This is a genomic window from Ruegeria sp. BHSB058, from assembly GCF_059613285.1.
In genome coordinates this window covers 40,866-66,915 of sequence record NZ_JBXWSF010000004.1, presented here as the reverse complement: position 1 = coordinate 66,915, position 26,050 = coordinate 40,866, and the positions used below count along the sequence as shown (strand labels likewise).

At 58.4% G+C, this 26,050-nt stretch carries 23 protein-coding genes and 1 pseudogene; 13 read left to right on the top strand and 11 right to left on the bottom strand.

What is annotated here, in order from left to right; all coding sequences use genetic code 11:
- Positions 1-29 precede the first annotated feature (29 nt).
- Positions 30-2,888, bottom strand: a complete 2,859-nt coding sequence (gene uvrA, locus AC2FNB_RS01870) for an excinuclease ABC subunit UvrA (protein WP_496744116.1) — start codon at positions 2,886-2,888, stop codon at positions 30-32.
- 372 nt (positions 2,889-3,260) lie between these two features.
- On the bottom strand, positions 3,261-4,655 hold the full coding sequence (lpdA, locus tag AC2FNB_RS01865) for a dihydrolipoyl dehydrogenase (protein WP_480748346.1): 1,395 nt from the start codon (positions 4,653-4,655) through the stop codon (positions 3,261-3,263).
- 216 nt (positions 4,656-4,871) lie between these two features.
- On the opposite strand from lpdA, the gene AC2FNB_RS01860 reads away from it, so the two are divergent.
- Entirely contained in the window at positions 4,872-5,306 is a 435-nt protein-coding gene (locus AC2FNB_RS01860; RefSeq protein ID WP_496744114.1) for a hypothetical protein, read from the top strand.
- On the opposite strand, the gene AC2FNB_RS01855 is transcribed toward AC2FNB_RS01860, so the two are convergent.
- From AC2FNB_RS01855 to AC2FNB_RS01840, 4 genes are all read right to left on the bottom strand, one after another.
- Positions 5,303-5,881, bottom strand: a complete 579-nt coding sequence (locus AC2FNB_RS01855; protein WP_480748344.1) for a DUF924 family protein — start codon at positions 5,879-5,881, stop codon at positions 5,303-5,305. The genes AC2FNB_RS01860 and AC2FNB_RS01855 overlap by 4 nt on opposite strands.
- 109 nt (positions 5,882-5,990) lie before the next feature.
- Positions 5,991-7,262 carry an MFS transporter gene (locus AC2FNB_RS01850; protein WP_480748343.1) on the bottom strand — a complete coding sequence of 424 codons (1,272 nt, stop codon included), beginning with the start codon at positions 7,260-7,262 and terminating at the stop codon, positions 5,991-5,993.
- 108 nt (positions 7,263-7,370) lie between these two features.
- Complete coding sequence (gene queA / locus AC2FNB_RS01845) at positions 7,371-8,417, bottom strand: tRNA preQ1(34) S-adenosylmethionine ribosyltransferase-isomerase QueA (RefSeq protein ID WP_496744112.1); 1,047 nt, start codon at positions 8,415-8,417, stop codon at positions 7,371-7,373.
- A gap of 44 nt (positions 8,418-8,461) precedes the next feature.
- Positions 8,462-11,761: a YhdP family protein gene (locus tag AC2FNB_RS01840; protein WP_496744110.1), complete on the bottom strand. Its 3,300-nt coding sequence runs from the start codon at positions 11,759-11,761 to the stop codon at positions 8,462-8,464.
- Positions 11,762-11,926: 165 nt separating this feature from the next.
- Between AC2FNB_RS01840 and AC2FNB_RS01835 the strand changes: the two genes are divergently transcribed.
- The 6 genes from AC2FNB_RS01835 to AC2FNB_RS01810 all read left to right on the top strand — a co-directional run bounded on the left by AC2FNB_RS01835 (position 11,927) and on the right by AC2FNB_RS01810 (position 16,662).
- Positions 11,927-12,391, top strand: a complete 465-nt coding sequence (locus AC2FNB_RS01835; RefSeq protein ID WP_480748340.1) for a peroxiredoxin — start codon at positions 11,927-11,929, stop codon at positions 12,389-12,391.
- Positions 12,392-12,412: 21 nt separating this feature from the next.
- Complete coding sequence (locus AC2FNB_RS01830; protein ID WP_496744108.1) at positions 12,413-13,267, top strand: ferritin-like domain-containing protein; 855 nt, start codon at positions 12,413-12,415, stop codon at positions 13,265-13,267.
- Between the two features lie 183 nt (positions 13,268-13,450).
- Positions 13,451-14,779: a DUF5930 domain-containing protein gene (locus AC2FNB_RS01825; protein ID WP_496744106.1), complete on the top strand. Its 1,329-nt coding sequence runs from the start codon at positions 13,451-13,453 to the stop codon at positions 14,777-14,779.
- A complete protein-coding gene (locus AC2FNB_RS01820; RefSeq protein ID WP_480748337.1) occupies positions 14,769-15,278 on the top strand; it encodes a bactofilin family protein in 510 nt (169 codons plus the stop codon). Before AC2FNB_RS01825 ends, AC2FNB_RS01820 begins: the two co-directional genes overlap by 11 nt.
- Before the next feature lie 158 nt (positions 15,279-15,436).
- Entirely contained in the window at positions 15,437-16,126 is a 690-nt protein-coding gene (gene aqpZ, locus AC2FNB_RS01815; protein WP_496744104.1) for an aquaporin Z, read from the top strand.
- A gap of 179 nt (positions 16,127-16,305) precedes the next feature.
- Positions 16,306-16,662, top strand: a complete 357-nt coding sequence (locus AC2FNB_RS01810) for a hypothetical protein (protein WP_496744102.1) — start codon at positions 16,306-16,308, stop codon at positions 16,660-16,662.
- 12 nt (positions 16,663-16,674) lie between these two features.
- Here AC2FNB_RS01810 and AC2FNB_RS01805 read toward each other — a convergent pair whose 3' ends face one another.
- From AC2FNB_RS01805 to AC2FNB_RS01795, 3 genes are all read right to left on the bottom strand, one after another.
- A complete protein-coding gene (locus tag AC2FNB_RS01805) occupies positions 16,675-17,637 on the bottom strand; it encodes a DUF3179 domain-containing protein (protein ID WP_496744100.1) in 963 nt (320 codons plus the stop codon).
- Positions 17,638-17,761: 124 nt separating this feature from the next.
- Positions 17,762-18,307, bottom strand: coding sequence for a peptidylprolyl isomerase (locus AC2FNB_RS01800; RefSeq protein WP_496744099.1), 546 nt, complete (start codon positions 18,305-18,307; stop codon positions 17,762-17,764).
- Complete coding sequence (locus AC2FNB_RS01795; protein ID WP_480748332.1) at positions 18,300-18,806, bottom strand: peptidylprolyl isomerase; 507 nt, start codon at positions 18,804-18,806, stop codon at positions 18,300-18,302. Before AC2FNB_RS01795 ends, AC2FNB_RS01800 begins: the two co-directional genes overlap by 8 nt.
- Before the next feature lie 133 nt (positions 18,807-18,939).
- On the opposite strand from AC2FNB_RS01795, the gene AC2FNB_RS01790 reads away from it, so the two are divergent.
- From AC2FNB_RS01790 to AC2FNB_RS01770, 5 genes are all read left to right on the top strand, one after another.
- Positions 18,940-20,136 (top strand): phosphoglycerate kinase, encoded by a 1,197-nt coding sequence (locus AC2FNB_RS01790; RefSeq protein ID WP_496744097.1) that lies wholly within the window; start codon positions 18,940-18,942, stop codon positions 20,134-20,136.
- Positions 20,137-20,280: 144 nt separating this feature from the next.
- A complete protein-coding gene (locus AC2FNB_RS01785; protein WP_496744095.1) occupies positions 20,281-20,580 on the top strand; it encodes an FtsB family cell division protein in 300 nt (99 codons plus the stop codon).
- A 180-nt stretch (positions 20,581-20,760) separates the two neighbouring features.
- Positions 20,761-21,750 (top strand): pyruvate dehydrogenase (acetyl-transferring) E1 component subunit alpha, encoded by a 990-nt coding sequence (pdhA, locus tag AC2FNB_RS01780; RefSeq protein ID WP_496744093.1) that lies wholly within the window; start codon positions 20,761-20,763, stop codon positions 21,748-21,750.
- A 15-nt stretch (positions 21,751-21,765) separates the two neighbouring features.
- Positions 21,766-23,139 (top strand): pyruvate dehydrogenase complex E1 component subunit beta, encoded by a 1,374-nt coding sequence (locus AC2FNB_RS01775; protein WP_496744091.1) that lies wholly within the window; start codon positions 21,766-21,768, stop codon positions 23,137-23,139.
- A 14-nt stretch (positions 23,140-23,153) separates the two neighbouring features.
- Positions 23,154-24,467, top strand: coding sequence for a pyruvate dehydrogenase complex dihydrolipoamide acetyltransferase (locus AC2FNB_RS01770; protein ID WP_496744089.1), 1,314 nt, complete (start codon positions 23,154-23,156; stop codon positions 24,465-24,467).
- A gap of 72 nt (positions 24,468-24,539) precedes the next feature.
- Here the strand turns inward: AC2FNB_RS01770 and cysE are convergent, their stop codons facing one another.
- Positions 24,540-25,349, bottom strand: a complete 810-nt coding sequence (cysE, locus tag AC2FNB_RS01765) for a serine O-acetyltransferase (RefSeq protein WP_480748324.1) — start codon at positions 25,347-25,349, stop codon at positions 24,540-24,542.
- 85 nt (positions 25,350-25,434) lie between these two features.
- On the opposite strand from cysE, the pseudogene AC2FNB_RS01760 reads away from it, so the two are divergent.
- Positions 25,435-25,769, top strand: a pseudogene (locus AC2FNB_RS01760) (TraR/DksA family transcriptional regulator).
- Here AC2FNB_RS01760 and AC2FNB_RS01755 read toward each other — a convergent pair.
- Entirely contained in the window at positions 25,750-26,046 is a 297-nt protein-coding gene (locus AC2FNB_RS01755; protein ID WP_496744087.1) for a DUF7742 family protein, read from the bottom strand. The pseudogene AC2FNB_RS01760 and the gene AC2FNB_RS01755 sit on opposite strands and share 20 nt — an antisense overlap.
- Between the last annotated feature and the right edge of the window lie 4 nt (positions 26,047-26,050).

Sequence of the window (26,050 nt, the reverse complement as noted above, 5' to 3'; positions counted from 1 at the left end):
TGCAGCCCGGAAATGATTTGGTCGATGCCCTACTCGGCCGCAACCCGTTCGGGATTCAACATCGGCTTCAGATACCGCCCGGTATGGCTGCGTTCGCATTCGGCCACGTCCTCTGGGGTGCCTTCGGCAACGATCCGTCCACCGCCATCACCGCCTTCGGGGCCGATATCGATGATGTGGTCGGCGGTTTTCACCACGTCCAGATTGTGCTCGATCACCACGACAGTATTGCCCTGTTCGACCAATTCATGCAAAACTTCCAACAGCTTGCGCACGTCTTCAAAATGCAGACCTGTGGTGGGTTCATCCAGAATATAAAGAGTGCGACCTGTCGAACGCTTGCTGAGTTCCTTTGACAGCTTCACCCGTTGCGCCTCACCGCCGGAAAGCGTTGTGGCCTGCTGACCGACCTTGATATAGCCCAGCCCCACCCGCGCCAAAGCATCCATCTTTTCGCGGATCGACGGCACCGCCTTGAAAAACTCCTGCGCATCCTCGACCGTCATGTCCAGCACATCTGCGATGGATTTGCCCTTGAACTTGATTTCAAGCGTTTCGCGGTTGTAGCGTGCGCCCTTGCAGGTTTCGCAGGTGACATAGACATCGGGCAGAAAGTGCATTTCGATCTTGATGACACCGTCACCCTGACAGGCCTCGCACCGCCCGCCCTTGACGTTAAAGCTGAACCGACCGGGCTTGTAGCCGCGCGCCTTGGCCTCGGGCAGACCGGCAAACCAATCGCGGATCGGGGTGAACGCCCCCGTGTATGTCGCCGGGTTCGACCGCGGTGTGCGCCCGATGGGGCGCTGGTCGATGTCGATGACTTTATCCAGAAACTCAAGCCCCTTGATCGTTTCGCATGGCGCTGGGGTTTGCCGCGCGCCATTCAACCTCATCGAGGCGGTCTTGAAAAGCGTTTCAATGGTCAACGTTGACTTGCCCCCACCCGAAACGCCGGTCACACAGACGAATTTGCCGAGTGGGAAAACGGCGGTCACCTCCTTGAGGTTATTTCCGGTGGCCTTTACCACAGTGACCTTCTTGCCGTTGCCGACGCGACGATCCGCCGGAATCGCGATCTCGCGCATGCCGGACAGGTATTGGCCGGTGATCGAAGCAGCGTCCGCCGCGATGTGTTCGGGCGTTCCATGGCTGACCACTTGCCCGCCATGCACCCCAGCACCTGGGCCGATGTCGAAAACGTAGTCCGCCTCGCGGATCGCTTCTTCGTCATGTTCGACCACAATCACCGTATTGCCCTGATCGCGCAGGTTCTTGAGCGTGCCCAGAAGCCGGTCGTTGTCGCGCTGGTGCAGACCAATCGATGGTTCATCCAGCACATAAAGCACCCCGGTCAGACCCGAACCGATCTGGCTGGCCAGACGGATGCGCTGGCTCTCGCCGCCCGACAAGGTCCCACTTGAACGCGACAACGTAAGATATTCCAATCCCACATTGTTCAGGAACCCCAATCGTTCGCGGATTTCCTTGAGAATGGCGCGCGCGATTTCGTTCTTCTGCATGCTCAGATGGTTCGGCGCGTCCTCGATCCAGGCCAAAGCTTCGCGGATCGACATCTGCACCACGTTACCCACATGCTGGCCCGCGATTTTCACCGCCAGCGCTTCTTCGCGCAGGCGATGGCCACGACATGTTCCGCAGGGTCGGTTGTTTTGATAGCGCTCAAATTCCTCGCGAATCCAATTCGAATCCGTCTCGCGATAGCGGCGCTCCATATTCGGGATTACGCCCTCAAAGGTGCGGGTGACTTGATAAACCCGCCCACCCTCGTCGTAGCGGAAGGGAATTTCTTCGTCGCCAGAGCCATACAGGAACACTTGCTGCACCTTCTCGGGCAGATCCTTCCAAGGGGTGTTCTTGTCAAACTCGTAGTGGCGCGCAATGGCCTGGATTGTCTGCAGGAAATAAGGCGACTTGCCCTTTCGCCAAGGCGCCAGCGCCCCGTCGTAGACCTTGAGCGTCTGGTCGGGCACCACGAGGCGTTCGTCAAAAAACAGCTCGACCCCCAGACCGTCGCAATCCGGGCAAGCCCCGAATGGCGCGTTGAATGAAAACAGGCGCGGTTCGATCTCAGGGATGGTGAAACCACTGACAGGGCAGGCAAAATTCTCGGAAAACGTGATCCGCTCCGGATCACCGTCGCGCGGTGCGGTCTCCAGAATGGCGATGCCATCGGCCAGATCAAGCGCGGTTCGCAGGCTGTCGGCCAGACGAGTCTCCATCCCTTCACGGACCACCAGACGATCCACCACCACATCGATATCGTGGCGGAATTTCTTGTCCAGCACCGGAGGCTCATCCAGTTCATAGAACTGACCATCGACCTTGACCCGCTGGAACCCCTGCTTGCGCAGCTCCAGAAACTCTTTTTTGTACTCGCCCTTCCGGTCGCGCACGATCGGCGCAAGCAAATAGCCGCGCGTGCCCTCCTCCATCGCCATAATCCGGTCAACCATGTCCTGCACCTGCTGCGCCTCAATGGGCAGGCCGGTGGCCGGGCTGAAGGGAGTGCCTGCGCGGGCAAACAGCAGGCGCAGATAATCGTAGATCTCGGTTACCGTGCCAACGGTCGAGCGCGGGTTTTTCGAGGTCGTCTTCTGTTCGATCGAAATCGCGGGGGACAGGCCGCTGATGTGATCCACATCCGGCTTTTCCATCATATCGAGGAACTGGCGCGCGTAGGCCGACAGGCTTTCGACATAGCGCCGCTGCCCTTCGGCATAAATTGTATCGAAGGCCAACGAGGACTTGCCCGAACCCGACAGCCCAGTGATCACTACCAACTGGTCGCGCGGAATATCCACGTCGATTCCCTTGAGATTGTGCTCACGCGCGCCACGCACTTCGATATTCTTCAGTTCCGCCATGACCTACCTCGGCAACAATTCCTAATAGATAGTTGAGACAGCCTGAGTCTCCAACCAAAAAATAAGAACATACAAAGAACATTCATACAGTACCATGGATAGACCAACTGGGGCTCTGCCCCAGACCCCGGGATATTTGAGGCCAGATGAAGTAACGGATCCTTAACCCGTTTTCGGCAGAGTGACCCCGCGGTGCAGGCGGGGACGCCGATGACCGCGCCAGGTGAAGCGCCCCGACCGGTTCGGGGCGCGGATCCCGTGTTCATCTGGCCTCAAATATCCCCGCCGGAGGCACTGGCTTTCGCCAGAAAGCCCAACAAAAAAAGCCGCGCCAGAGGCGCGACCTTTTGAGAAGCCAATTGTTTTTCGGGATCACATGTGGATCACCCGCCCGTAAGCGTCCAGCACGCTTTCATGCATCATTTCGCTGAGCGTGGGATGCGGGAAGACGGTGTTCATCAAATCTTCTTCCGTGGTCTCCAATTGGCGGCCCACCACATAACCTTGTATCATTTCAGTGACCTCGGCACCGATCATGTGTGCACCCAGCAATTCGCCGGTCTTGGCGTCGAACACGGTTTTGACCAGCCCTTCGGGTTCTCCCAGCGCAATCGCCTTGCCGTTACCAATGAAGGGAAAACGGCCCACCTTGACTTCATACCCCAGTTCCTTGGCCTTGGCTTCGGAATACCCCACTGATGCCACCTGCGGGTGGCAATAGGTGCAGCCTGCAATGCTTTCAGGTTTGACCGGGTGCGCGTGCTTGCCCGCGATCAGGTCCGCCACCATGACACCCTCGTGGCTTGCCTTGTGCGCCAACCACGGCGCACCCGCAATATCGCCGATGGCATAAAGCCCCTCGACCCCGGTACGGCAGAATTCATCCGTCACCACATGGGTGCGATCGATCTTGACCCCCAGGGCTTCGAGCCCGAGGCTTTCCACGTTGCCAACAATACCCACGGCGGAAATCACCGTGTCGAACTCGTGCTTTTCGATCTTGCCCTTGACCTCGATATGGGCGGTGACCTTGCCCTTGCCGCGATCAAGTTGCTTGACCATCGCCTTTTCCATGATGGTCATGCCCTGTTTGGTAAAGGCTTTCTTGGCAAAAGCGCTGATTTCGGCATCTTCGACAGGCAAGACACGATCCAGAACTTCGACCACGGTCGTATCTGCGCCCAGAGTATTGTAAAAGCTCGCGAATTCGATGCCGATCGCGCCCGAACCGATGACCAGAAGCTTCTTGGGCATGCGCGGTGGCTGCAGCGCGTGCTTGTAGGTCCAGACCAGATCGCCATCTGCCTCCAGTCCCGGCAATTCCCGGGCGCGTGCACCGGTAGCAAGGATGATGTTATTTGCGGTCAGTTCCTCGGTGCCCTTGTCGGTCTTGACGCTGACCTTGCCCTTGGCGGGGATCGTCGCCTCCCCCATTACAACGGTGACTTTGTTTTTTCTCAACAGGTGGCCGATACCACCCGACAACTGCGCCGCCACCCCGCGCGAACGTTTGACCACCGCATCCAGATCGTAACCGATATTTTCAGCCTTCAACCCGAAATCCTTGGCCCGCTCCATCAAGTGGAACACTTCCGAAGAGCGCAACAGAGCTTTGGTCGGAATGCACCCCCAATTCAAACAGATGCCGCCCAAATGTTCACGTTCGACAACAGCGGTTTTCAGGCCCAGCTGCGCTCCACGAATGGCGGCGACATAGCCGCCGGGGCCTGCGCCGATTACGATCAGATCAAAGGATTGTGCAGCCATGTTTCCCTCTCGGCGCCGGTCGTTTCAAAACTAGTTTACCATTAAACTAATTTTCCAAGCACATCAACAACACTTCCCCGCGACAAATGCGACGCGAGGTCAAACAGTATGTGACAAGCGGTTTCCAGCCTATACGCGACCACACCGTTTGGCTAGAAAAGAAGGCGCACTGATTGGCATAGCACAATTTCACATCCGGGTTCAGAGGGATCAGTAATGGCCAGGACACTCAAAGACTTGCTTCTCGCGATGCTCAACGCGACATTGATCCTTTTGGCGTTGTGCCTGTTTCTGGGATGGAAACTGCTGTCGACCCTCGACGGTTTCAAGGAAGATTTCGCCCAAAGGCTCGAGCTGCTACAGCCGCTGCGCACGCAGACACAAGACATCACGGGCGAGCTGAAGGGACTTAGAAATGATCTGAAGGAGCTTGGTGAGAATAACGGGGAGATTTCGCCAGCCGTGGCCCAGAGAATTCTGGGAGTGCTGGCCCGAACAAATGCGATTGAGCAGAGGCTTGAAAAAACTCAGTCTCAATTGGCGGATCTGGCGGATGCCCCAGAGAAACTGATCGATCACGCCATCGACGCGTCCGCTGCGGCCATAGCCAACAGCATAAACGACATCAGAAGTTGCACCCCAGCGTCTTAGATCGCGGCTTGCAGTTCCCGCACGGTCTGACCGTATCCACCACTGCTGACATAATCAGCTTCCTGCGGTGTCATCTCGCGATGGAGAGCTTCGTTGCGATACGGAAAACGCCCGAACTTGCGGATGATCTCGCGATGCGCTTGTGCGTGCAACAGATTGCCGGCACCTGATTGCGGCATACGCTGATGCAGCAGACGAACGCAGCGTTCCTGATCGCACAGGTTTTCCGAATGCATCAACGGCATATAGAAAAACTGCCGTGCCGGCTCATCGATCCTCAGATCCCAGCCCCTGTCGATCGCGCATTTCGCGGCGGACAGAGCCGCGCGGTCTGATGCGAACGCGCGCCCCTCGCCCCGGAACATGTTCCTCGGAAATTGATCCATCAGGATGATGTATGCCAACGTCCCGCTTGGATAGGTCAGCCACAGCGCAAACTTGCCCTGACATGCACCATTCCAGCTTTCGAGAAACTTGTCGCGAACAAGCGCGTCCAGCGCTTCATCCTGCTTGTACCACCCTTCGGGCCCAACTTCATCTAACCAAAAACTCAATACTTCTTCAGGACTTACCATTGCCCTTGCTCCACTAATGTTCCCCCCCAGGGGCACTACTTGTATTAAAATGACTTTTACCAACTTGTTACAATAAAATATTGCAACATTCGCGACACATTTCCAACCACTAAGCTACATCCTGTGCGTCGCGCTCTTCCTGCCCGGCTTCGATCGCAACCTCTTGTGCAACCTCCAGCACGACGGGCGATGCTGTCGGATAGAGCGTGGTCATCGCGCTTGTCTCGTCTATCGGGGTCGAGGCACGCTGCGTCATCCGGTAAAGAGCGTAAAGTGTCATCACGAACAGAAGTCCCGAGAAAAACAGGAAAAAACCGGACGGACCAAAGACACTGTCCCCCATCATCCACCCAACGATCACTGGGCCGGCAATTGCGCCGAGACCGTTGATAAAGACCAGCCCACCCGAGGCGGCGGCCATGTCTTCGTGCTCAAGATAGTCGTTCGTATAAGCGATGAGCAGGGAATACAGCGGGTTGGTCATGCCCCCGATCACGAATGCCGCAGTAAGAAGAACATGGAAACTGTTGCCGAAAATCATCGCAATTAGTGCGGTTCCACCGCCAACGGCGGCGGCCAGCATGATCAGAACGCGCCGATCCATGCGATCCGAGAACCACCCCAGCGGATACTGCAATACCACTGCTCCTACATAGAAAGCCGCAACAAAGGTCGAGATTTCCACAAGGCTCAAGCCTGCCCGCGCGCCATAAACCGCAGACATGCCGAACTGTGCGGAAAAGACACCGCCTAGCAGGAACATCCCTACACACCCCAGCGGCGAGATGTTCATCAACTGTTTCAGCGTCATCGGCTTTGTGGTGTCGAACGCAGGTGTCGGCGAGATCGACAGAAGAATCGGACCGAACGAAATCGACACCAGGATCGACGCGATGACAAAGGTCTCATACCCCGCAGGATCGCCAAGCAAAAGCAGGCCCTGGGCGGTAATGATCCCGGCCATCTGTACGATCATGTACAGCGACAGTGCCTGCCCACGGTTTTCATTACTTGCCGCGTTGTTCAGCCAGCTTTCAGCGGTGACATAGACCCCGGAAAAGCAAAACCCGATGATCACGCGACCAAGCGACCATGCGACCGTGTTGGCCAGCATGGGATACATGATCATCACGGCAGAAATGAACGAGGCCAGCGCCGCAAACACACGTACATGGCCAACCCGACGGATCATCTCGGGCGCGAGCCGCGACCCACCAAGAAAGCCCAGGAAATAGGCGGACATGACAAAGGACATCTCAAGGGTCGTAAACCCCTCGATCTCGCCCCGAACGCCCAGCAATGTACCTTGCAGACCATTGCCAACCATCAAAAGGCCCATGCCCAGCAAAAGCGCCCACGCGCTGGAAAGTACCTGAATCATCGGAGCCTCTGTCTATTTCTGCCGCGTTTCGCGTTAGTGTCCACGCAGATATCATTTGTAGGCGCTTTTCGACAACATTTGCCGAAATTGCGCTTTGGAACACGCCATTCAGGGGAACAAAAGCGACGCATCCCCGTAGGAAAAGAACCGGTATTTCGTTTCGATTGCGTGGGCGTAAACACGCTGCATTCGATCACGCCCCATCAGGGCTGAAACCAACATCAGCAAAGTCGATTTGGGCAGGTGAAAATTGGTCATCAAGGCATCCGCGACGTGAAATTCGAATCCAGGGTAGATGAAGATGTCCGTCTCACCTTCCCAGGGTTCGATTTCTCCGCTTCGCGCGGCACTTTCGATGAGTCGCAGCGCGGTTGTGCCAACCGGAATGACCCGACCGCCCGCCGCCTTGGTGGCCCGGATCTCGTCGACCGCCTGCGCACTGACCCGCCCCCATTCCGCGTGCATCCTGTGGGTGGTCACATCCTCGACTTTCACCGGCAAAAAGGTTCCGGCCCCCACATGCAAAGTGACATGAGTGAACGCTATCCCCTTGTCTCTTAGCGCCTGCATCAGCGCATCGTCGAAATGCAGCGAGGCTGTCGGGGCCGCCACCGCTCCGGAATGCCGGGCCCAGATGGTTTGGTAGTCCGTCTTGTCCTGCTCGTCTGCGGGCCGTTTCGCGGCGATATAGGGCGGCAAGGGCATTGCGCCCGCCTCTTCCAACGCGCGGTCAAAGTTTTCTCCCGCGAGGTTGAAGCGCAAAAAAGCCTGCCCCTCGTCTACTCGCTCCAGAATGGCGCTGAGCCTGTCGGAAAAGACTATCTCCTCACCGAGTTTCACTTTCTTCAGTGGCTTAATCAGCGCTGCCCACGTGCCCTCGGCCTGAGGGTCAAGCAACGTCGCCTCTATCGCGGCCGAAACCGGGCCTTGCGAGCTTTGCCTGTGCCGACGCCCGCTGAGCCGAGCCGGGATAACCCGCGTGTCATTCAGCACCAACCGGTCTCCCGGTCGCAACCAGTCCGGCAGATGAATGGCTGTGGAATCCGTGATCCGATCGGCCTCTGCCACCAGCAAACGCGCAGAAGAACGCGGGCTGGCCGGGCGGGTGGCGATCAGGTCTTCGGGCAGGTGGAAATCAAAGTCGCTCAGTTTCATGCGCGCGCTTTATCTTGCCCAAAAGGATTCGACCATCACCCACTTCATCGATCGCTGCCTTGCAAGCGTTTCGTTGGCTTCTCTGCCGCCTCGTTCTCGGGGGTCAGCAGTTCACTCGCGTCATCCGGCAAGGCTGGTGGCGGTGTGCGCAAAAGGTTTCGCAAAAAGACAGGAGCCAGTCCGGACAAGGGATTTACGCCCACTTTCGGATCGGATAGCGGGCCGCTCAGTGTATAGTTGAATGCGAACACACCCTCGCCCTTGCGGGTCAGAACACTGCCGATCGCATTCAGCAGGTAAACCGGCGTCACTGCCCCCTGCAAATCCAGCCAGCGGCGCTCTGTATCCACCTTTCCGTCAAATGAAAGCCCGATGGACGGGCCAACCGCACTACCTCTCAGCACCGTGACCTCGGACGGTGAAATCCGCATCTGACTGTCGATGCCAGTGAAATATATTCCCTGCCCCGTCATTTCATCCAAGAGACCAACCAGGCTGATTGCATTAAGCAAAGCCGCCATAGCCGGGGCGTCCTTGACCCGGGTATCTGTAATTCTCAGTACGGCATCATAGTGTCCAGAGGCCTGAACCGGTTCGAGAGTAAGGCGAAAGTTGCCCCCATGCGCCTGCGTCAGAATTTCCGAAGACCGCATGACCCCGCCGGCATCCGCCGACTGCAGAATGATACTGCTGCGATCTGCCCGGGGCACCAATTGCCCCGAAACCGATGTTCCGCCATTGACTTGCGCTGTGAAAGTTCCGCCAAGCCCTCCAGACGTGCTGAAGCCGCCCTGAAACCCAGTCAAGGCAATCGTGTCGGTAATCTGCAACCTGTCGAGCCGTACTTCCAGATCCGGGCCACTACCGCCCACAGCGGCCGTTCCACCAGTACCACCAGAGCCGAAAGTGGCGGTTCTCATATCCATTCGACCGCCAAGAATGCGAATGTCGGGCGCCTGATTTCCTCGGCTCACCAACTCCACAGGGATCGACAACCAGTCGTCTATTTCAAAGGAAGAAAGCCGCACGCGATCCATCTGAGACTGATTGGTGAACGAAATGGTTCCGGTCGTCTGCAACCCCGCCGCATCGACTTTTAATTCGTCCACGTTCATCCCCGCACCCAAGACAGCTTTCATGGAAAGCGCCCCGGAAGTGTCCGGAGCCTTGCGCCAGCCCAGTTCCGGAATTGCAAGCCCTACCCCGACCAGATCAGACTGTGCCGTCAGCCTCGGAGCTTCACCACCTCCCAGGTCAACGGTCACCTCCGCGTTGCCTTTGCCAGTTAACATCCCGTCCGGAAGCCCCGCCTTGATTTCGGCCATCAACCGTGGCGACAACTCGATCTGGCCCACCAACTGGCTTTGTTCCGGCGTGGAACCGCCAATGGACTGTGTCCAGCGACCCCGCATCGGAACCGACCCGAAATACCCCTCCCCCGAGATCGAGACTTGCGTCTGATCCCCAGCAAGGTCGAGACGGTCAGCGCGCACCTTGATACCGGGAACAAGCTTGTCGCTGCTCACATTACCCAGATCACCGGTATAGTGAAATTCCATATCCTCCAGCTCGACGCCGTCCCGCAAAGGCAGGGCCAGCGTTCCCTCCAAATCCACCAGACCTTGCGCCAGATCCACAGGCAGGTCGGCTTTGGTCATGACTTCCAATGGTGGGAGGTCCAACAATGAAAGCGCCGCCGTGGCGCTGCCGTGAGCGCGAATTCGAGCAATACCCGGCGCAGCTTTCTTGATGCCGATGTCCGGAATGATAAAGGACGTACCTGCCGCATCGATCGCACCGCCCTGATCCGGAACCACCCGCCCCCGCTGGGCGGTAACCGTAAACCTGCGCCCCACCAAACTGGCCTGCCCCTGGGCATCGACGATAGGCGGAAGGGTCTTGGCAAATTTGATCGTGGCGTCCTTGTAGTCGAAATCGGCATAAAGGTCCGGGGGCGATCCGGGCTTTAGCCTGACGGCAAGATCGAGATCTTCCAACCGCCCATCCAACAGGTTTTCCGACACCCATTCGCGAGGCTTGATAGCGGCTTTTTCCGGCCAGTATTGCAACAATTGTGCGGGCGTCAGATGATCCAGTTGCGCATCCAGATCCACGCCCCATCCATTCGGCAATCCTTTCAGGTTCCCGAAGGCTTGCAAACGGCGGTCCTTGTCCTCGACAACCAGTTGCCCGATCCGCAATTCGAAAGGCGCAAGTTTCAATTGAAAATCGATCGCCGCGCCTGACAATTCCAGTGCTTCGGCATATACTCCGGCCGGGTTGACCTTGATCCCCGACGACCGGAACTGTGCGGTAAAGCTGTTCAGTTGGCCGGATTCCACACCCTCAAGATCCGCACGGCCGTCGATCATGGCAGACCCCCACGGCGAGACAATGGAAATCTCGCTGAAATCCAGAAACTGCCGTTTGGGGTCATAAGAGAAATATGTCCGGGCGGTGTCGAATGGAATGGGACGCACTTCGGGATTGGGCTGCAGGACGCCCTTGGCGATCTGCAACGTCGCAAAGACCGGGTCCAATGTTCCGTCTGCCCCGACGCTGCCACGCAACGCGCCAGACAGCGGCGCGCGCAATACTTGCAGCCAGGCCAGGACCGGGCTTTGCACCGCAATGTCTTCGGCCGGCAGATCGGTGACGCTGACACCGAAACTTGCCTCGGGCGAACCCAGCTTGCTAGTATAGTTGAGCTCGACGGTACTTGCATAATCACGCCCGCCCAAAAGCGAAAAGCCGGTCGCGATGCGGATTTCATCGGCGCCGCGCGTGATCTGGATGCGCCCGCCGTCCATTGTCCACGATCTGTTCTGGCGAAGATCGCTGTAGTGCAGCGTAATCGCGTCCAATTCGAACGAGGTCAGCGCGGACAATGTCGGTGACAGAAACAGGGTGTCGGCTTCTTCGATCAGCTCCCTGATACTGGGCGCTCGTTCCACGGGGGCGCTGTTTTGACCAACGATCAAGGACAATTGGCCGCTCTTTTCGCGTTGCAGAACGATATTCGCTCCACTCATCATAATGCGTTTGGGGCGAATTTCCCCGCGCAACAACGGGCGCATCGCGAGGCTCGCACGCATGTCGGACAGTTGCGCGATTTGGTGCCCCTCACTGTCGCTCAGGGTCACATCCCGCAGCCTCAGACGCGGTCGCCAGCCCTCGTGAATGATGAAACTTACATCCCCGAACTTGATCTGCAGACCGCCGGTGACCTGTTCCAGACGTTGCTCGACGCGGTCCCGCAGCCATTGCGGCGCGTGCATTGTCTGTCCGACAACCATAAGCGCCGAGATCACGGCCAGAACGATCAGAACGAAGCTTCCACGCATTGCCCACACTGCGGCCTTGCGCCTGCGTGAACGGTGACGAGCGGGCTTGTTACTCCCGCCTTCCGGTTTTTCGGATTCGCCTTTGTGTACCTCGGCGTCTTTCAACTTGCCCGTCCCGGCCTAATATGTTGAGCAACATGCACTGATTTCCGCCGGAGAATACTCATGCCCGAAATATCCGATCCCGCTCCCGAATTCACCCTGCCCCGTGACGGCGGCGGAGAAGTCACGTTGTCAGCCCTGCGTGGCACTGCCGTGGTTCTGTTTTTCTACCCCCGTGATGATACTCCGGGCTGCACCAAGGAATCCATTGGATTTTCCGAGCTTTTGCAGGAGTTTGCCGATGCGGGCGCAAAAGTGTTCGGGATTTCCCGCGATAGCGTGGCCAAACATGACAAGTTTGTCGCCAAGCACAGCCTGACCACCCCGCTTTTATCTGATGAAGGATCGACCGTATGCGAGGATTATGGCGTCTGGGTGGAAAAGAACATGTACGGTAAAAAATCCATGGGCATCGAACGCTCGACATTTCTGATCGATCCGCAAGGGCAAATCGCGCAAATCTGGCGAAAGGTGAAGGTGCCCGGCCATGTCGAAGAAGTGCTGCAAGCTGTCCGCAACCTGACTTGAGCCAATCCTTGCGCATTGCGAATGGAGCAAAAAGACGTGCCCCTGACTCTGACTGAAATGGCAACCCAGGTTCTGACCACAGCGGATGGGCACGCCAAGACCGCCCTGTCGCAGAAACATGCTGCGGCGTGGTTCGCCTTTCGCGCCGGGAACGCTCCGGCAATCGATATCGGCACGGCGTCTCCTCCGCTGCATCCGGCCCGTCCTGATCGCCCGGAGCTTCTGTCGCCGCGAGATGTTCCCAAGCGGAGACCCGGATCCGAGGCTGGTCGGATCGCGCTTTTGCATGCCGTTGCGCATATCGAGCTTAACGCAGTGGACCTGCATTGGGATATCATTGCCCGCTTCGGGCACATCCCGATGCCAGTCGGATTTTATGACGACTGGGTAAAATGCGCCGCCGAGGAATCACGCCACTTTGAGCTGGTTTGCGAATGTCTGGACTCGATGGGCAGCCACTATGGCGCTTTGCCCGCACATGCCGGGATGTGGCGCGCGGCCGAGGACACGGCAGAAGATCTGATGGGGCGTCTGGCCGTGGTTCCGATGGTGCTCGAAGCCCGCGGTCTGGATGTAACCCCCGGAATGATTGACATTTTCCGCAAAGCCAGGGTGCAGAAAGCCATTGATGCGCTGGAAGTGATCTATGCCGAAGAGGTCGGCCATGTGGCCTATGGGTCAAAATGGTTCCATTTTCTTTGCGGGCGGCAAAACACCGATCCCAAAGAGGTGTTCCACCAGCTCGTGCGGCGCTATTTCCACGGGGCGCTAAAACCCCCTTTCAACGAAGAAAAACGCGCCGAGGCGGGGCTGCCACCCGATTTCTACTGGCCCTTGGCAGATGAACTGCCGCCCCCGGGAAAGACGATCATCTAGACCTTTCGGACACCCGAGATCGGCAAGAACCCGCTCATCCCAAGCGTGTTTCTTCTTCGTTTTTCGACCGACTGGTTAACAAACTTGCCCCAATCGCCTCACCTCGCTATGCAAGCGCCCCAAGGGACGGTCGTATCCACTCTCGATCTGTTCCTTCACAGGGGATGAAAAGAGGAAAGGCGCGTGCGGACACGTCTGACGATCAGAATTCACGCTCTGCTTGAGAAACATTTTCCCGAGCGCAGAGTGTTCCTCAAATCGGACAACGATACGCGCTTCATCCGGTTGCGGCCGGAAACTCAGATCATCGCATTTTCCGGCGTCACCCTGACGCTTGCCTGGACCATCGTGGCCACGGCCATCATCCTGATGGACAGCATCGGATCAGGCAATTTCCGAGAGCAGGCAAAAAGAGACCAGGCGACATACCAGGAAAGGCTCAACATCCTGTCACAAGAACGGGATATGCGCGCCGAAGAAGCCCTGGCAGCGCACCAACGGTTCAACGCGGCCCTCGAACAGGTTTCAGCAATGCAATCGGAACTGCTGAAATCCGAAAACCGGCGGCGCGAGTTGGAAACCGGGATCGAAGTGATCCAGACCACTTTGCGTGAAACCATGAAGCAGCGCGAAGTGGCCCGTTTGGCGCTGGCAAATCTCGAGCAGAATACAGGCGAAGACGCGGCCAGTGCAAAGCTGGCCGCGTCGGCCCCTGTTCAGATGGCGTTCATGTCCGAAGCTTTGTTGCGAACCGCGCAGGAGCGCGATCTGATTGAGGCCAACGCACAGTCGGCTTTGGATCAACGCGACGATCTGGAACTGGAAATTCAGCTTATGCGCGAACGCAGCGACCAGATTTTCCGTCAACTCGAAGAGGCAATGGCCATCTCGGTCGAACCGCTGGACAAGATGTTCCGGCAGGCGGGTATGCCCACTGACCGCATCCTCGAAGAGGTTCGACGCGGCTATAGCGGTATGGGCGGTCCGCTGACCCCTTTGTCGTTCAGCACGCGCGGTGAAGAACCGACCGCCGACGAGATTCGCGCCAACAATTTGCTAGAGCAGATGGACCAGCTCAATCTTTACCGCATCGCGGCCGAAAAGGCGCCTTTCGCCAGTCCGGTTCATTCCGCAGTTCGGTATACCAGCGGCTATGGCTATCGCCGGGATCCGAAATCCGGCGGTAAGCGCATGCATAACGGGTCGGATTTCGCAGGCTCACACGGCACCGATATCTTTGCCACCGCGGATGGCGTTGTCACTCATGCTGGCTGGCAATCAGGTTTTGGACGGCTTGTGAAGATCAAACACGCTTTCGGAATCGAGACACTTTACGCTCATAACACGTCTATCCGCGTCAAGGTCGGACAAAGGGTCTCGCGCGGGGATCATATAGCTGATATGGGTAGCACCGGACGGTCGACCGGCACACATCTGCACTATGAGGTGCGCGTGAACGGGAAACCCGTGAATCCAATGACTTACATCAAGGCTGCGAGAAATGTTTTCTAAGAGCAAAATCAACGAGCCGGCATCCAAGGCACCCGAAGCGGCCAAGCCCGCAACTCCATCGACACCGCCAAGCCCGGCACCTGCAGAAACCAAGGCAAGCGCGCCCAAGCCAAAGCCGCCCGCATCGGTGCTGTCGTCGGATCTTCATATCACCGGCAACATCAAGACCACCGGCGACATTCAGGTCGAAGGCACGGTCGAAGGCGACATTCGCGCCCACCTGTTGACCATTGGCGAAACGGCCACAATCAAGGGTGAAGTCACGGCTGACGATGTCGTGGTCAATGGCCGCATCGTGGGCCGCGTCCGTGGACTGAAAGTGCGCCTGACCTCGACCGCACGGGTCGAAGGCGACATCATTCACAAGACAATCGCAATCGAAAGCGGTGCCCATTTCGAGGGCTCGGTGCAGCGTCAGGACGACCCGCTGAACCCCGGTCGTTCCGGCAACAAGGGCGCCGGCAATCCAGCCGCGGCAACAGCTGAAGTCAGCCAGTAATTCGGCTGAAATTACGACCTTTGAGCGCCTCGGGAAGCCCCGGGGCGTTTTTAGTTGAAAGACGGCTTCACGCTGCAAGCGGATTGCTGAACATTTTTCTTCCAATTGAAACAAATGCCTGCCTACTATCATGCATTCAACTTTGGGAGGAACGTTGGATGTCTTCAAAGCTTTTAGCGGAATTTTTTGGCACGTTCTGGCTGGTTCTGGGCGGGTGCGGCAGCGCAGTTCTTGCAGCAGGTGTCGCAGACGTTGGCATCGGCTGGCTGGGCGTGGCGCTGGCCTTTGGCCTGACCGTACTGACCATGGCCTTTGCCGTCGGCCATATCTCGGGTGGGCATTTCAATCCTGCCGTCAGCCTTGGCCTGATGATCGCGGGCCGGTTCGAGGCGAAAGACCTGATCCCCTACTGGATTGCCCAGGTCGTGGGTGCAATCGTTGCGGCGGTCGTTCTGTATATGATTGTCTCTGGCGCGCCCGATTTCACCGGCGTCGGCGGATTTGCGTCAAATGGCTATGGCAGTGCTTCGCCCGGTGGATATTCGATGATGTCCGGATTTGTGACCGAGGTCGTGATGACCGCCTTTTTCCTGTTCATCATTCTAGGGGCAACGTCCAAGGGCGCCCCAGCCGGGTTTGCGCCGATCGCCATCGGTCTCGGCCTGACGCTGATTCATCTGGTTTCAATTCCCGTCACCAACACTTCGGTCAACCCGGCGCGGTCGACCGGTGTGGCGCTGTTTGCCGACGGACCAGCGCTGGCCCAACTCTGGATGTTCTGGGTAGCTCCGCTAATCGGAGGCGCAATCGGCGGCCTGATCTGGAAAGCTGTCTCAACCGACGACTGAAAGATTGCGCGACACCTTACAAACGCCGCCTCATCGGGCGGCGTTTTTCATGAACGTCTCCGGCCCGCCCCTGGTATATGGGTCAGTTCCGTACGCCGAACGCTCGAACACATTTCCGATTCAGGTTCCCGCGTGATATCATGCCCGGGTTTCAGCATTGTATTTTGGAGGGGGAAATCATGATGACACCGGAATTGCGCGCCACCTATTCCCTGGCACGACAGACCCATTATTTCAGGATCATGCAAACGACCATATTCTCGTTCATTGCATTGGCGACGATCATTCATTTCGGGCCACAGGGCTTTTCGCCTGCGCTGGCCATGCTGGTGATCGTAACTACGGCTTATGGCATCCTCGCTGGCGGTACTGCGCTGGACGATATCATCAACCTGATCGCCGACCTCTCTCCGGACATGGCCGAGACGAATATGGGCAAGGGGATCAAATCCCGGAACATGCCGATGCTCAAAATGATTTCGGCCTTCCTTATCGGGCTGACCGGGCTGGCGGAACTTGTCGCGCTTGCGGCCTGAACACTGCGCGGTTCATCGCCCTAGCATCCATTGCCCGTTCGGCCAGAAAGCATGGAAGGCAAAGGCGAACATGACATCATGGGGCACATCACGTCCCTGCCCGTCGCGAACGCGGATCGATCCCACATCACGCCCATTGCGAATGAGGCCCGTATCCAGTGCCGAGGCCTGACCGGCCTTCCATGTTATGCGCACACCCGCCTCTTTCACGTCAGCCTCCTCGCTGAGCCGCTTCATGGGCCAGGCTAGATTTCCAACCCGCACGACGCGTTCCAGAGGGTGGATGCCATGCGGTGGCATCTCGCCGGAATACAGGAACGGTTTGCGCGACCCGTCATAGCCACGATAAGGATTGCGCCCATATGACCGGCTGTATTCCGGCTCGGCCATGACCAACCCATCCGGGTTGCGGGTGGAAAAGTCCTGCCAGCTTTCCATCCAGGATGGCAGGGTTTTCAGCCGGGTCCCGGTCAGTTGCCCCACGATCGCCTCACCCACCGCCTGTTGCCACCAGCTTTGGGTTTGGCGGTCATACATCACCATGTCCGAGAACCGCAGTTTGCCGCTGACACCAAAACTCAGCTCGCCACTTGCCGTCCTGCGATCAAAGGTAATCGCCGAGTTGCAAAGCGGACAATAGGTAACCGCGACCGGAACACTTCCGATCCGGTCATTCACGATCTCATGCCAGATCAGATAGCGGATCGGGTAGGCCCTAGGCCCTTGGCCGTCGATCTCGACCGTGATTACCGGCTCGCGGGAACTGATCCGGGTTTCCTCGCTGACGACCTTAAACGCAGGTTCGTCAATCGCCGGTATCCCGTCCTTGGGCGGGCCGCCTGACTGAATCTCGGACCAGTTTCGCACGCTTGTACGGTTGAAGTCGGTTTCGGGCCATTCAGTCCGCCAGAACTCGGGACTGGCCCACACTTGTGCGGCCAGGAAAACGGCAATTGCGATCGAAAGAACACGCATGCGGCTTGCTCCCGCCAGATGCTCAATACTGAGCGCGACACGTTCGCAAAGCCACCCCAGCGCACACAGACGTGATGCAATGTGCGGGAGCCCGGCGCAGAGGTTTTCCGCGCCGGGCGCGCCGTCACTCGGTGACGGTGACCTTTTTCATGACATCGGGCTGCCCGATCACAGCACCATTGGGGCCTTCGCCGCGCTTGATGGCATCGACCACATCCATGCCATCCGTGACTTTACCCACGACGGTGTACTGGCCGTCCAGGAACGGACCCGGCGCGAACATGATGAAGAACTGCGAATTGGCGCTGTTCGGATCCTGCGCCCGCGCCATGCCAACAATGCCCCGATCATAAGTGATGTCCGAAAACTCGGCCGCAAGGTCCGGCCGGTCCGACGCACCAGTGCCCGCGCGGCGCATGTCGCTGCCCAGTTTGCCATGCTGCACATCGCCGGTCTGCGCCATGAAACCCTCGATCACGCGGTGGAACACAACCCCGTCATATTGACCGTCTGCCGCCAGTGCCGCGATCTGTTCGACGTGCTTGGGAGCGACGTCCTCGAACAGATCAATGGTGATTGTGCCATTGGCCTCACCTTCGATCTCGATCTCAAGCCCGGTGGCCAGGGCCGGGCTGGCCAACAGGGCAAATACGGCTGTCAGTTTACGCATCGGCGGCCACCTTGACGCTGATCATGCGATCGGGGCTTGCGGGCGGCTCGCCACGCACGATTGCGTCCACATGCTCCATCCCGGCAACCACACGACCATAAACCGTGTATTGGCCGTTCAGGAAATGATTGTCCTTGAAGTTGATGAAAAACTGCGAATTGGCCGAATTCGGGTTGGCCGAACGCGCCGCGCCCAGCGTTCCGCGATCATGCGGCAGCTTGGAAAACTCCGCCGGCAAATCCGGCAGAGAGGACCCACCCGTTCCCGCCATGCGGATGTTGAACCCGTCTTCCATATCGCCATGCTGAACGTCGCCTGTCTGGGCCATGAAGCCGTCGATTACCCGGTGAAAGCACACGTTGTCATATTCTCCGGCGCGCGCCAGCTCCTTCATCCGCCCGCTGTGTTGCGGGGCGACATCAGGCAGCAGTTCGATAACCACATTGCCGTTCTTCAACTCGATGATGATGGTGTTTTCGGGATCCTTGATCTCGGCCATTGGGCCCTCCTGTCGATGGATATTGCGCGAATACCTAAGCCCCACGCGCGCGAATGCCAAGTGACGCATTGACCTTGACGCGAAATGCAGGAAAAGAACCGCCCAAACCGGATGCAATCAGCGGAGCGGCAAAATGGGCTGGAAGACACTTGACGACATGAATCTGAGCGGCAAGCGCGTGCTGGTGCGGGTCGATATCAACGTACCGATCGTGGATGGCGTGGTGACCGACTCCACTCGCATCCGCCGCATCGCTCCGACCGTGCGCGACATCCTTGCTGCCGGTGGCCGTCCGATCCTGCTGGCCCATTTCGGTCGCCCCGGCGGCGAACGGCGCGAGAACCTGTCGCTGAAACAACTGGTCCCGACACTGGAACGCGCCTTTGAAACCAAGGTCCGTTTCGCTGCCGATTGCATCGGCCCGGCTGCCGAGCTTGCCGCTGAATCCTTGCAACCGGGAGAGGTTCTGCTGTTGGAAAACACCCGGTTTCATGCCTCCGAAACCAAGAACGACCCGGACCTTGCCGCAGGTATGGCGCGGCTGGGCGACGTCTATTGCAACGACGCGTTTTCCGCGGCCCACCGCGCCCATTCCTCGACCGAGGCCATCGCCCGCCTGCTGCCCGCCTGTGCAGGCCGCCTTATGCAGGCAGAGTTGCAGGCACTGGAAAGTGCGCTTGGTGCTCCAAAACGCCCGGTCACGGCAGTTGTCGGCGGCGCCAAGGTGTCGACCAAGCTGGAATTGCTAGGCAACCTGATCGATAAGGTGGATTATCTGGTGATCGGTGGCGGCATGGCCAATACCTTCCTCGTCGCCAAGGGCCATCACGTCGGAAAATCTCTGGCCGAACGGATCATGAAAGACACCGCCGCTGAAATTCTTGCCAAGGCCGAGGCGTCTGGCTGCAAGATTGTCCTGCCCAGTGACATCGTCGTGGCCAAGAAGTTCGAATCCCACGCACCGCATGAAGTTCTTCCCGCCGATCAATGCCCCGAAGACGGGTTGATCCTGGATGCGGGACCCGACAGCGTCGCCACGATCATCGATATTTTCAACCAAAGTCAAACGGTGATCTGGAACGGCCCGCTGGGCGCTTTCGAATTGGAACCGTTTGACGCTGCAACCAACGCAGCGGCCCTGAAGGCGGCCGCCCTGACCCGTGCGGGCAAGCTGACGTCGGTTGCGGGGGGCGGTGACACTGTCGCGGCGCTGAACGCATCCGGGGCCGCCGGGGATTTCTCGTATATCTCCACCGCAGGCGGTTCGTTCCTTGAATGGATGGAAGGCAAAACCCTGCCCGGTGTCGCTGCGCTGGAACAGGATAACTGATCTTCGTTTGGCTTACCCTTTGGAATCAAATCGTGAATCTCAATGCATTTTTGGGATTCACAAGCCGAATCACCTGTGACATATTGAGTGCAGACGCTCGCAAAGGGCGCGTTTCCTGAGGCAGAAATCATACGGCAAAACAGAGTGTCCCGTTCCAGTCGACCCAGTTTAGGTACAGTTTTGTTCTTCGCGGTGGCCTTCGCGTTGGGTGTTTATTTCACCTTTGCGGCGGTACAAGGTGATTACGGGCTATTCCGACGGGTCGAAATTGCGGCGGAACGGGACGCCCTGTCACGCGATCTGGCGATGCTTGAGGATCAGATTACCGAAATGGAAAACCTGACCCTGCGCTTGTCGGATACCTATCTTGACCTCGATCTGCTGGATCAGCAGGCGCGCTCGGTGCTGGGTTTGCTGCGCGCGGACGAAATCGTCATTCACTGAAATCGGTCTCCGCAGGAAAAAACCTCGAAAAACGCGCACGTGACCGTACTTTTGTCAAGAAATCGGCAGAACAAGACTTGACCGGACGCTGCGTCACATTTCCCCTCGCCAGGGGGAGAGAAATGCTTTATGAAATAGTTTAACGCTAAACTATCTTGCCGAAGGGGAGAGGTCGCCACGATGGCTGCGCGAAAAACCACAAAGAAATCAAATGTTTCAGCAGAAGAGCTCAAAACCTATTACCGCGAGATGCTGCTGATCCGCCGATTCGAGGAAAAGGCGGGTCAGCTTTATGGCATGGGTTTGATCGGCGGGTTCTGCCACCTTTACATCGGACAAGAGGCCGTTGTTGTCGGTCTCGAAGCCGCGGCCGAAGACGGCGACAAGCGGATCACCTCCTATCGCGACCACGGCCACATGCTGGCTTGCGGCATGGATCCGGGCGGCGTGATGGCCGAATTGACCGGGCGCGAGGGTGGTCTTTCCAAAGGCAAGGGCGGCTCGATGCACATGTTCTCGAAAGAGAAACATTTTTATGGTGGCCACGGCATCGTCGGTGCTCAAGTGCCGCTGGGCGCGGGCCTGGCATTTGCCGACAAATACAAAGGCAACGGTCGCGTGACCTTTACCTATTTTGGTGATGGCGCGGCAAACCAGGGTCAGGTTTACGAGACGTTCAACATGGCTGCCATCTGGAACCTGCCGGTGGTTTTCGTGATCGAGAACAACCAATACGCCATGGGTACGGCACAGTCCCGTTCGACCTCGACCAAGGACATCTTCCATCGCGGCGAGGCGTTTGGCATCCCCGGCGAAATCGTCAACGGCATGGATGTGCTGGCTGTCAAGGAAGCGGGCGAAAAGGCTGTCGCCCACTGCCGCGCCGGCAAGGGCCCCTATATTCTTGAGGTCAAAACCTACCGCTATCGCGGCCACTCGATGTCGGACCCGGCCAAATATCGCACCCGCGAAGAGGTTCAGAAGGTCCGTGAACAAAGCGACCCCATCGAACATGTGCGCGAACTGCTGCTGACCGGCAAGCACGCGACCGAGGACGACCTGAAGGCGATCGACAAGGAAATCAAGGAGATCGTAAATCAGGCCGCCGAATTCTCGAAAGAAAGCCCCGAGCCGTCCGTGGACGAACTCTGGACCGACATTTACGCCTGAGAGGACGCATAAGACATGGCAACCGAAATTCTCATGCCCGCCCTTTCGCCCACGATGGAAGAGGGCACGCTGGCCAAATGGCTGATCAAGGAAGGCGACACTGTATCCTCGGGCGATATCATGGCCGAAATCGAAACCGACAAGGCGACGATGGAATTCGAGGCGGTCGATGAAGGCATTGTCGGCAAAATTCTGATTGAAGAAGGCACCGAAGGGGTCAAGGTCAACACCCCCATCGCAATTCTGGTTGAAGAAGGCGAAGATGCTTCCGCCCTTCCGTCGGCAGCCCCTGAAGCAGCCTCGGTTACCGAGGCCGCCCCAGCGGCAGCTCCTGCCCCCGCTCCTGCCGCATCGGCCCCGGCTGCGCCGGTCGTCGATCTGTCGCCAGACTGGCCCGCGGATGCCTCGATGAAAGCCCAGACCGTTCGCGAAGCTCTACGTGACGCGATGGCCGAAGAAATGCGCGGCGACGAAGACGTCTATCTGATGGGCGAGGAAGTCGCCGAGTATCAGGGGGCCTATAAAATCTCGCAGGGTCTGCTGGACGAGTTTGGCTCCAAACGCGTGATCGATACCCCGATCACGGAACATGGGTTTGCCGGTATCGCAGTGGGTTCGGCCTTTGGCGGTCTGAAACCAATTGTCGAATTCATGACCTTCAACTTCGCCATGCAGGCGATTGACCAGATCATCAACTCTGCGGCCAAAACGCTCTATATGTCCGGCGGCCAGATGGGTTGCCCCATCGTGTTCCGAGGGCCAAACGGGGCCGCGGCCCGCGTGGCCGCGCAGCACAGCCAGGACTATGCCGCATGGTACATGCAAATCCCCGGCCTGAAGGTCGTCATGCCCTATTCGGCGGCTGATGCCAAAGGTCTGCTGAAATCGGCCATCCGCGACCCCAACCCGGTCGTGTTCCTGGAAAACGAAATCCTCTACGGCCGCTCTTTTGAGGTGCCGCAGGTGGATGACCTGACCATTCCGCTGGGCAAGGCCCGCATCTGGCGCGAAGGCTCGGACGTGACCATCGTCAGCTTTGGCATCGGCATGCAATACGCGCTGGAAGCTGCTGACAAGCTGGCCGAAGACGGCATCAGCGCCGAAGTGATCGACCTGCGCACCATCCGCCCGATGGACACTGGCGCCATCATCAACTCGGTGATGAAGACCAACCGTCTGGTGACAGTGGAAGAAGGCTGGCCGCAGGGATCCGTCGGCAGCTATATCAGCTCGGTCGTGATGCAGGAGGCGTTTGATTACCTCGACGCGCCGGTCATCAATTGCACCGGCAAGGACGTTCCGATGCCCTATGCCGCGAACCTCGAAAAGCTGGCCCTGATCACCACGGATGAGGTGATCGCCGCCGTCAAACAAGTGACCTACCGGTAAGGAGCGACAGACAGATGCCTACAGAAATTCTGATGCCCGCCCTGTCCCCGACGATGGAGGAAGGCACGCTTGCCAAATGGCTGGTCAAGGAAGGCGACACCGTCTCCTCCGGTGACCTGCTGGCCGAGATCGAAACCGACAAGGCCACGATGGAGTTCGAGGCCGTTGACGAAGGCACCATTGGCAAGATCCTGATCCCCGAGGGCACCGAAGGGGTCAAGGTCAACACGGCCATCGCGGTTCTGCTGGAAGACGGCGAAAGCGCCGATGACATTGGCACGGCTCCGGCTGCGGCCCCGGCGGCTGCGCCCGCAGCCGTCGCGGGCAACGAGGCTGCCGCGCCAGCGGCACCCGAGGCGCCCGCCCCTGCCCCGGCCGCTCCGGCCAAGGCAGATGGCGGTCGGATTTTTGCCTCGCCTCTGGCCCGCCGGATTGCCGCGCAAAAAGGTCTCGACCTGACGCAGATTGCCGGTTCTGGCCCGCATGGTCGCATTGTCAAGGTTGATGTCGAAGGCGCAACTGCTACCGCACCTGCGGCAGCCCCTGCCACTGCTCCCGCCGCCGCCGCGCCCGCAGCTGCCCCAGCAGCTCCGTCTGGTCCATCGGCGGATATGGTCGCGCGGATGTACGAAGGTCGCCCGTACGAGGAAATCAAGCTCGACGGTATGCGCAAAACCATTGCCGCACGCCTGGGCGAGGCCAAACAGACCATCCCGCATTTCTACCTGCGCCGCGATATCAAGCTGGATGCGCTGCTGAAATTCCGCGGGCAGCTGAACAAGCAACTCGAAGGCCGCGGCGTCAAGCTGAGCGTCAACGACTTCATCATCAAGGCCGTCGCCAATGCGTTGCAACAGGTTCCGGCCTGTAACGCCGTCTGGGCAGGTGACCGGGTGCTGCAACTGAAACCGTCAGATGTGGCTGTTGCCGTCGCAATCGAAGGCGGGTTGTTCACGCCGGTCCTGCAGGATGCTGACATGAAATCCCTGTCGGCCCTTTCGACCGAGATGAAAGACCTCGCCGCCCGCGCACGCGAACGCAAGCTGGCACCGCATGAATATCAGGGCGGCACCTTTGCCATCTCGAACCTGGGCATGTTCGGCATCGACAATTTCGACGCCATCGTGAACCCGCCCCATGCCGGTATTCTGGCCGTCGGCACCGGCATCAAGAAACCGGTTGTCGGGGATGATGGCGAGCTGACCGTGGCAACGGTGATGTCTGTCACCATGTCCGTTGACCACCGGGTCATCGACGGCGCGCTTGGCGCGCAGCTACTGCAAGCCATCGTCGACAATCTGGAAAACCCGATGGTCATGCTGGCGTGAGCAACACCGACCTCGCGAAAAGAAAGGCCGCCTCGAATATCGAAGCGGCCTTTTTTGTTAGTTCAAATCGACCTACTGATCTTTGCCCAGCATATGGTCCATATTGACCGAAGGCTGATCGCACCCCGCCTCTCCCACGATCTTGGCAGGGATACCGGCCACCGTGGTGCAAGGAGGCACTTCTTGCAACACGACAGAACCGGCGGCGATGCGGCTGCAACGACCGACCTTGATGTTGCCCAGAACCTTGGCCCCGGCCCCGATCAAAACACCATCACCGATCTTGGGATGGCGGTCTTCCTCTTCCTTGCCGGTACCGCCCAACGTCACCGAGTGCAACATCGACACGTTGTCGCCGACCACCGCGGTTTCCCCGATCACGATGGAATGGGCGTGGTCGATCATGATCCCCTTGCCGATTTTTGCGGCCGGGTGAATGTCGATGCCGAAAATCTCGGATGACCGCATCTGGAAGAAATAGGCCAGATCAAAGCGCCCCTTTCGCCACAGCCAATGCGCGACTCTGTAGGCCTGCATGGCCTGATAGCCCTTGAAATACAGAATCGGTTGCAACAGGCGGTGGCAGGCCGGATCCCGCTCGAAAACCGCCATCAGGTCGGCGCGTGCCGCCTCAAGCAGGCTGGGATCATCCTCATAGGCCTCGTCCACGATCTCACGCAGAACCATCATCGACATCTCGTTCGAGCAGAGCTTGGCCGATACGCGATAGGACAGCGCACGCTCAAGGCTCTTGTGATGCAGGATACAGGCATGAACCAGCCCGCCCATCAACGGCTCCTTGTCGACTGCCCCAAGGGCTTCGGTGGTGATCCGGCTCCAGACCGGATCGATGGGCGTCAGTTTTCTGCGTGTCTCGACCATGGCTTTTCGTCCTCTGCTCCGACTAGAATACCCATCTAAGGCGGAAAACGCCAAACGCAAACCCTTGAAGTGCGACATAACATAAATGAATGAGACCGAACTGCACAAATTCGAATGCCTGATCCACGAAAAACTGGCGGAACTGGAACAAGGGTCTGTTGCCGGGCGCGATGCACTATCGTGGAACTCGATCAACAGGCAGTTGGGCGCCTCAGCCGCATGGATGCATTGCAGAATCAGGCGATGGCCAAGGCACAGCAAGCCCGGCGTGATGTTGAAACAAGACGTTTACGATCGGCCTTGCAACGCATCGAAGAAGGAGAGTTCGGTTATTGCGAAGATTGCGGCGACGACATCACGCCAGGGCGGCTCAAGCTCGATCCGGCGGCCAGTAAATGCGTCAGCTGCGCCTCTGGCTGATCCCACGGCGAACGAGGTGCCGCAACACGGTTTCAAAGCAACAGCAATATTCCAGATCATCGAAACCCGGCTCGTCCGCCAGCACCCGCTTGCGAGCCGCCGACATCAGCGACCCGTTCCCGAAAACCGGATGCAGCCGCCCGGTTCTGCGCACATGACGGTCGGCCAGTTCCGCCTCCAGGATCAATCGGCGGCACAGACGTTCACGCAGGCCGGGCGCGGCCCGCAACAGCGCCCGCGCCGCCGAACTGACGTCCCCATGCAGAACCGGACGCAACCAC

What these genes read in the sequence shown, in the direction of transcription:
- AC2FNB_RS01840 (WP_496744110.1), bottom strand. Translation starts at nt 11,761, where the DNA reads ATGCGTGGAAGCTTCGTTCTGATCGTTCTGGCCGTGATCTCGGCGCTT.
- AC2FNB_RS01820 (WP_480748337.1), top strand. Translation starts at nt 14,769, where the DNA reads ATGTTTTCTAAGAGCAAAATCAACGAGCCGGCATCCAAGGCACCCGAA.
- AC2FNB_RS01855 (WP_480748344.1), bottom strand. Translation starts at nt 5,881, where the DNA reads ATGGTAAGTCCTGAAGAAGTATTGAGTTTTTGGTTAGATGAAGTTGGG.
- AC2FNB_RS01805 (WP_496744100.1), bottom strand. Translation starts at nt 17,637, where the DNA reads ATGCGTGTTCTTTCGATCGCAATTGCCGTTTTCCTGGCCGCACAAGTG.
- aqpZ (WP_496744104.1), top strand. Translation starts at nt 15,437, where the DNA reads ATGTCTTCAAAGCTTTTAGCGGAATTTTTTGGCACGTTCTGGCTGGTT.
- AC2FNB_RS01795 (WP_480748332.1), bottom strand. Translation starts at nt 18,806, where the DNA reads ATGGCCGAGATCAAGGATCCCGAAAACACCATCATCATCGAGTTGAAG.
- AC2FNB_RS01800 (WP_496744099.1), bottom strand. Translation starts at nt 18,307, where the DNA reads ATGCGTAAACTGACAGCCGTATTTGCCCTGTTGGCCAGCCCGGCCCTG.
- queA (WP_496744112.1), bottom strand. Translation starts at nt 8,417, where the DNA reads ATGAAACTGAGCGACTTTGATTTCCACCTGCCCGAAGACCTGATCGCC.
- AC2FNB_RS01860 (WP_496744114.1), top strand. Translation starts at nt 4,872, where the DNA reads ATGGCCAGGACACTCAAAGACTTGCTTCTCGCGATGCTCAACGCGACA.
- AC2FNB_RS01770 (WP_496744089.1), top strand. Translation starts at nt 23,154, where the DNA reads ATGCCTACAGAAATTCTGATGCCCGCCCTGTCCCCGACGATGGAGGAA.
- lpdA (WP_480748346.1), bottom strand. Translation starts at nt 4,655, where the DNA reads ATGGCTGCACAATCCTTTGATCTGATCGTAATCGGCGCAGGCCCCGGC.
- AC2FNB_RS01850 (WP_480748343.1), bottom strand. Translation starts at nt 7,262, where the DNA reads ATGATTCAGGTACTTTCCAGCGCGTGGGCGCTTTTGCTGGGCATGGGC.
- pdhA (WP_496744093.1), top strand. Translation starts at nt 20,761, where the DNA reads ATGGCTGCGCGAAAAACCACAAAGAAATCAAATGTTTCAGCAGAAGAG.
- AC2FNB_RS01835 (WP_480748340.1), top strand. Translation starts at nt 11,927, where the DNA reads ATGCCCGAAATATCCGATCCCGCTCCCGAATTCACCCTGCCCCGTGAC.
- AC2FNB_RS01775 (WP_496744091.1), top strand. Translation starts at nt 21,766, where the DNA reads ATGGCAACCGAAATTCTCATGCCCGCCCTTTCGCCCACGATGGAAGAG.
- AC2FNB_RS01810 (WP_496744102.1), top strand. Translation starts at nt 16,306, where the DNA reads ATGATGACACCGGAATTGCGCGCCACCTATTCCCTGGCACGACAGACC.
- AC2FNB_RS01790 (WP_496744097.1), top strand. Translation starts at nt 18,940, where the DNA reads ATGGGCTGGAAGACACTTGACGACATGAATCTGAGCGGCAAGCGCGTG.
- uvrA (WP_496744116.1), bottom strand. Translation starts at nt 2,888, where the DNA reads ATGGCGGAACTGAAGAATATCGAAGTGCGTGGCGCGCGTGAGCACAAT.
- cysE (WP_480748324.1), bottom strand. Translation starts at nt 25,349, where the DNA reads ATGGTCGAGACACGCAGAAAACTGACGCCCATCGATCCGGTCTGGAGC.
- AC2FNB_RS01830 (WP_496744108.1), top strand. Translation starts at nt 12,413, where the DNA reads ATGGAGCAAAAAGACGTGCCCCTGACTCTGACTGAAATGGCAACCCAG.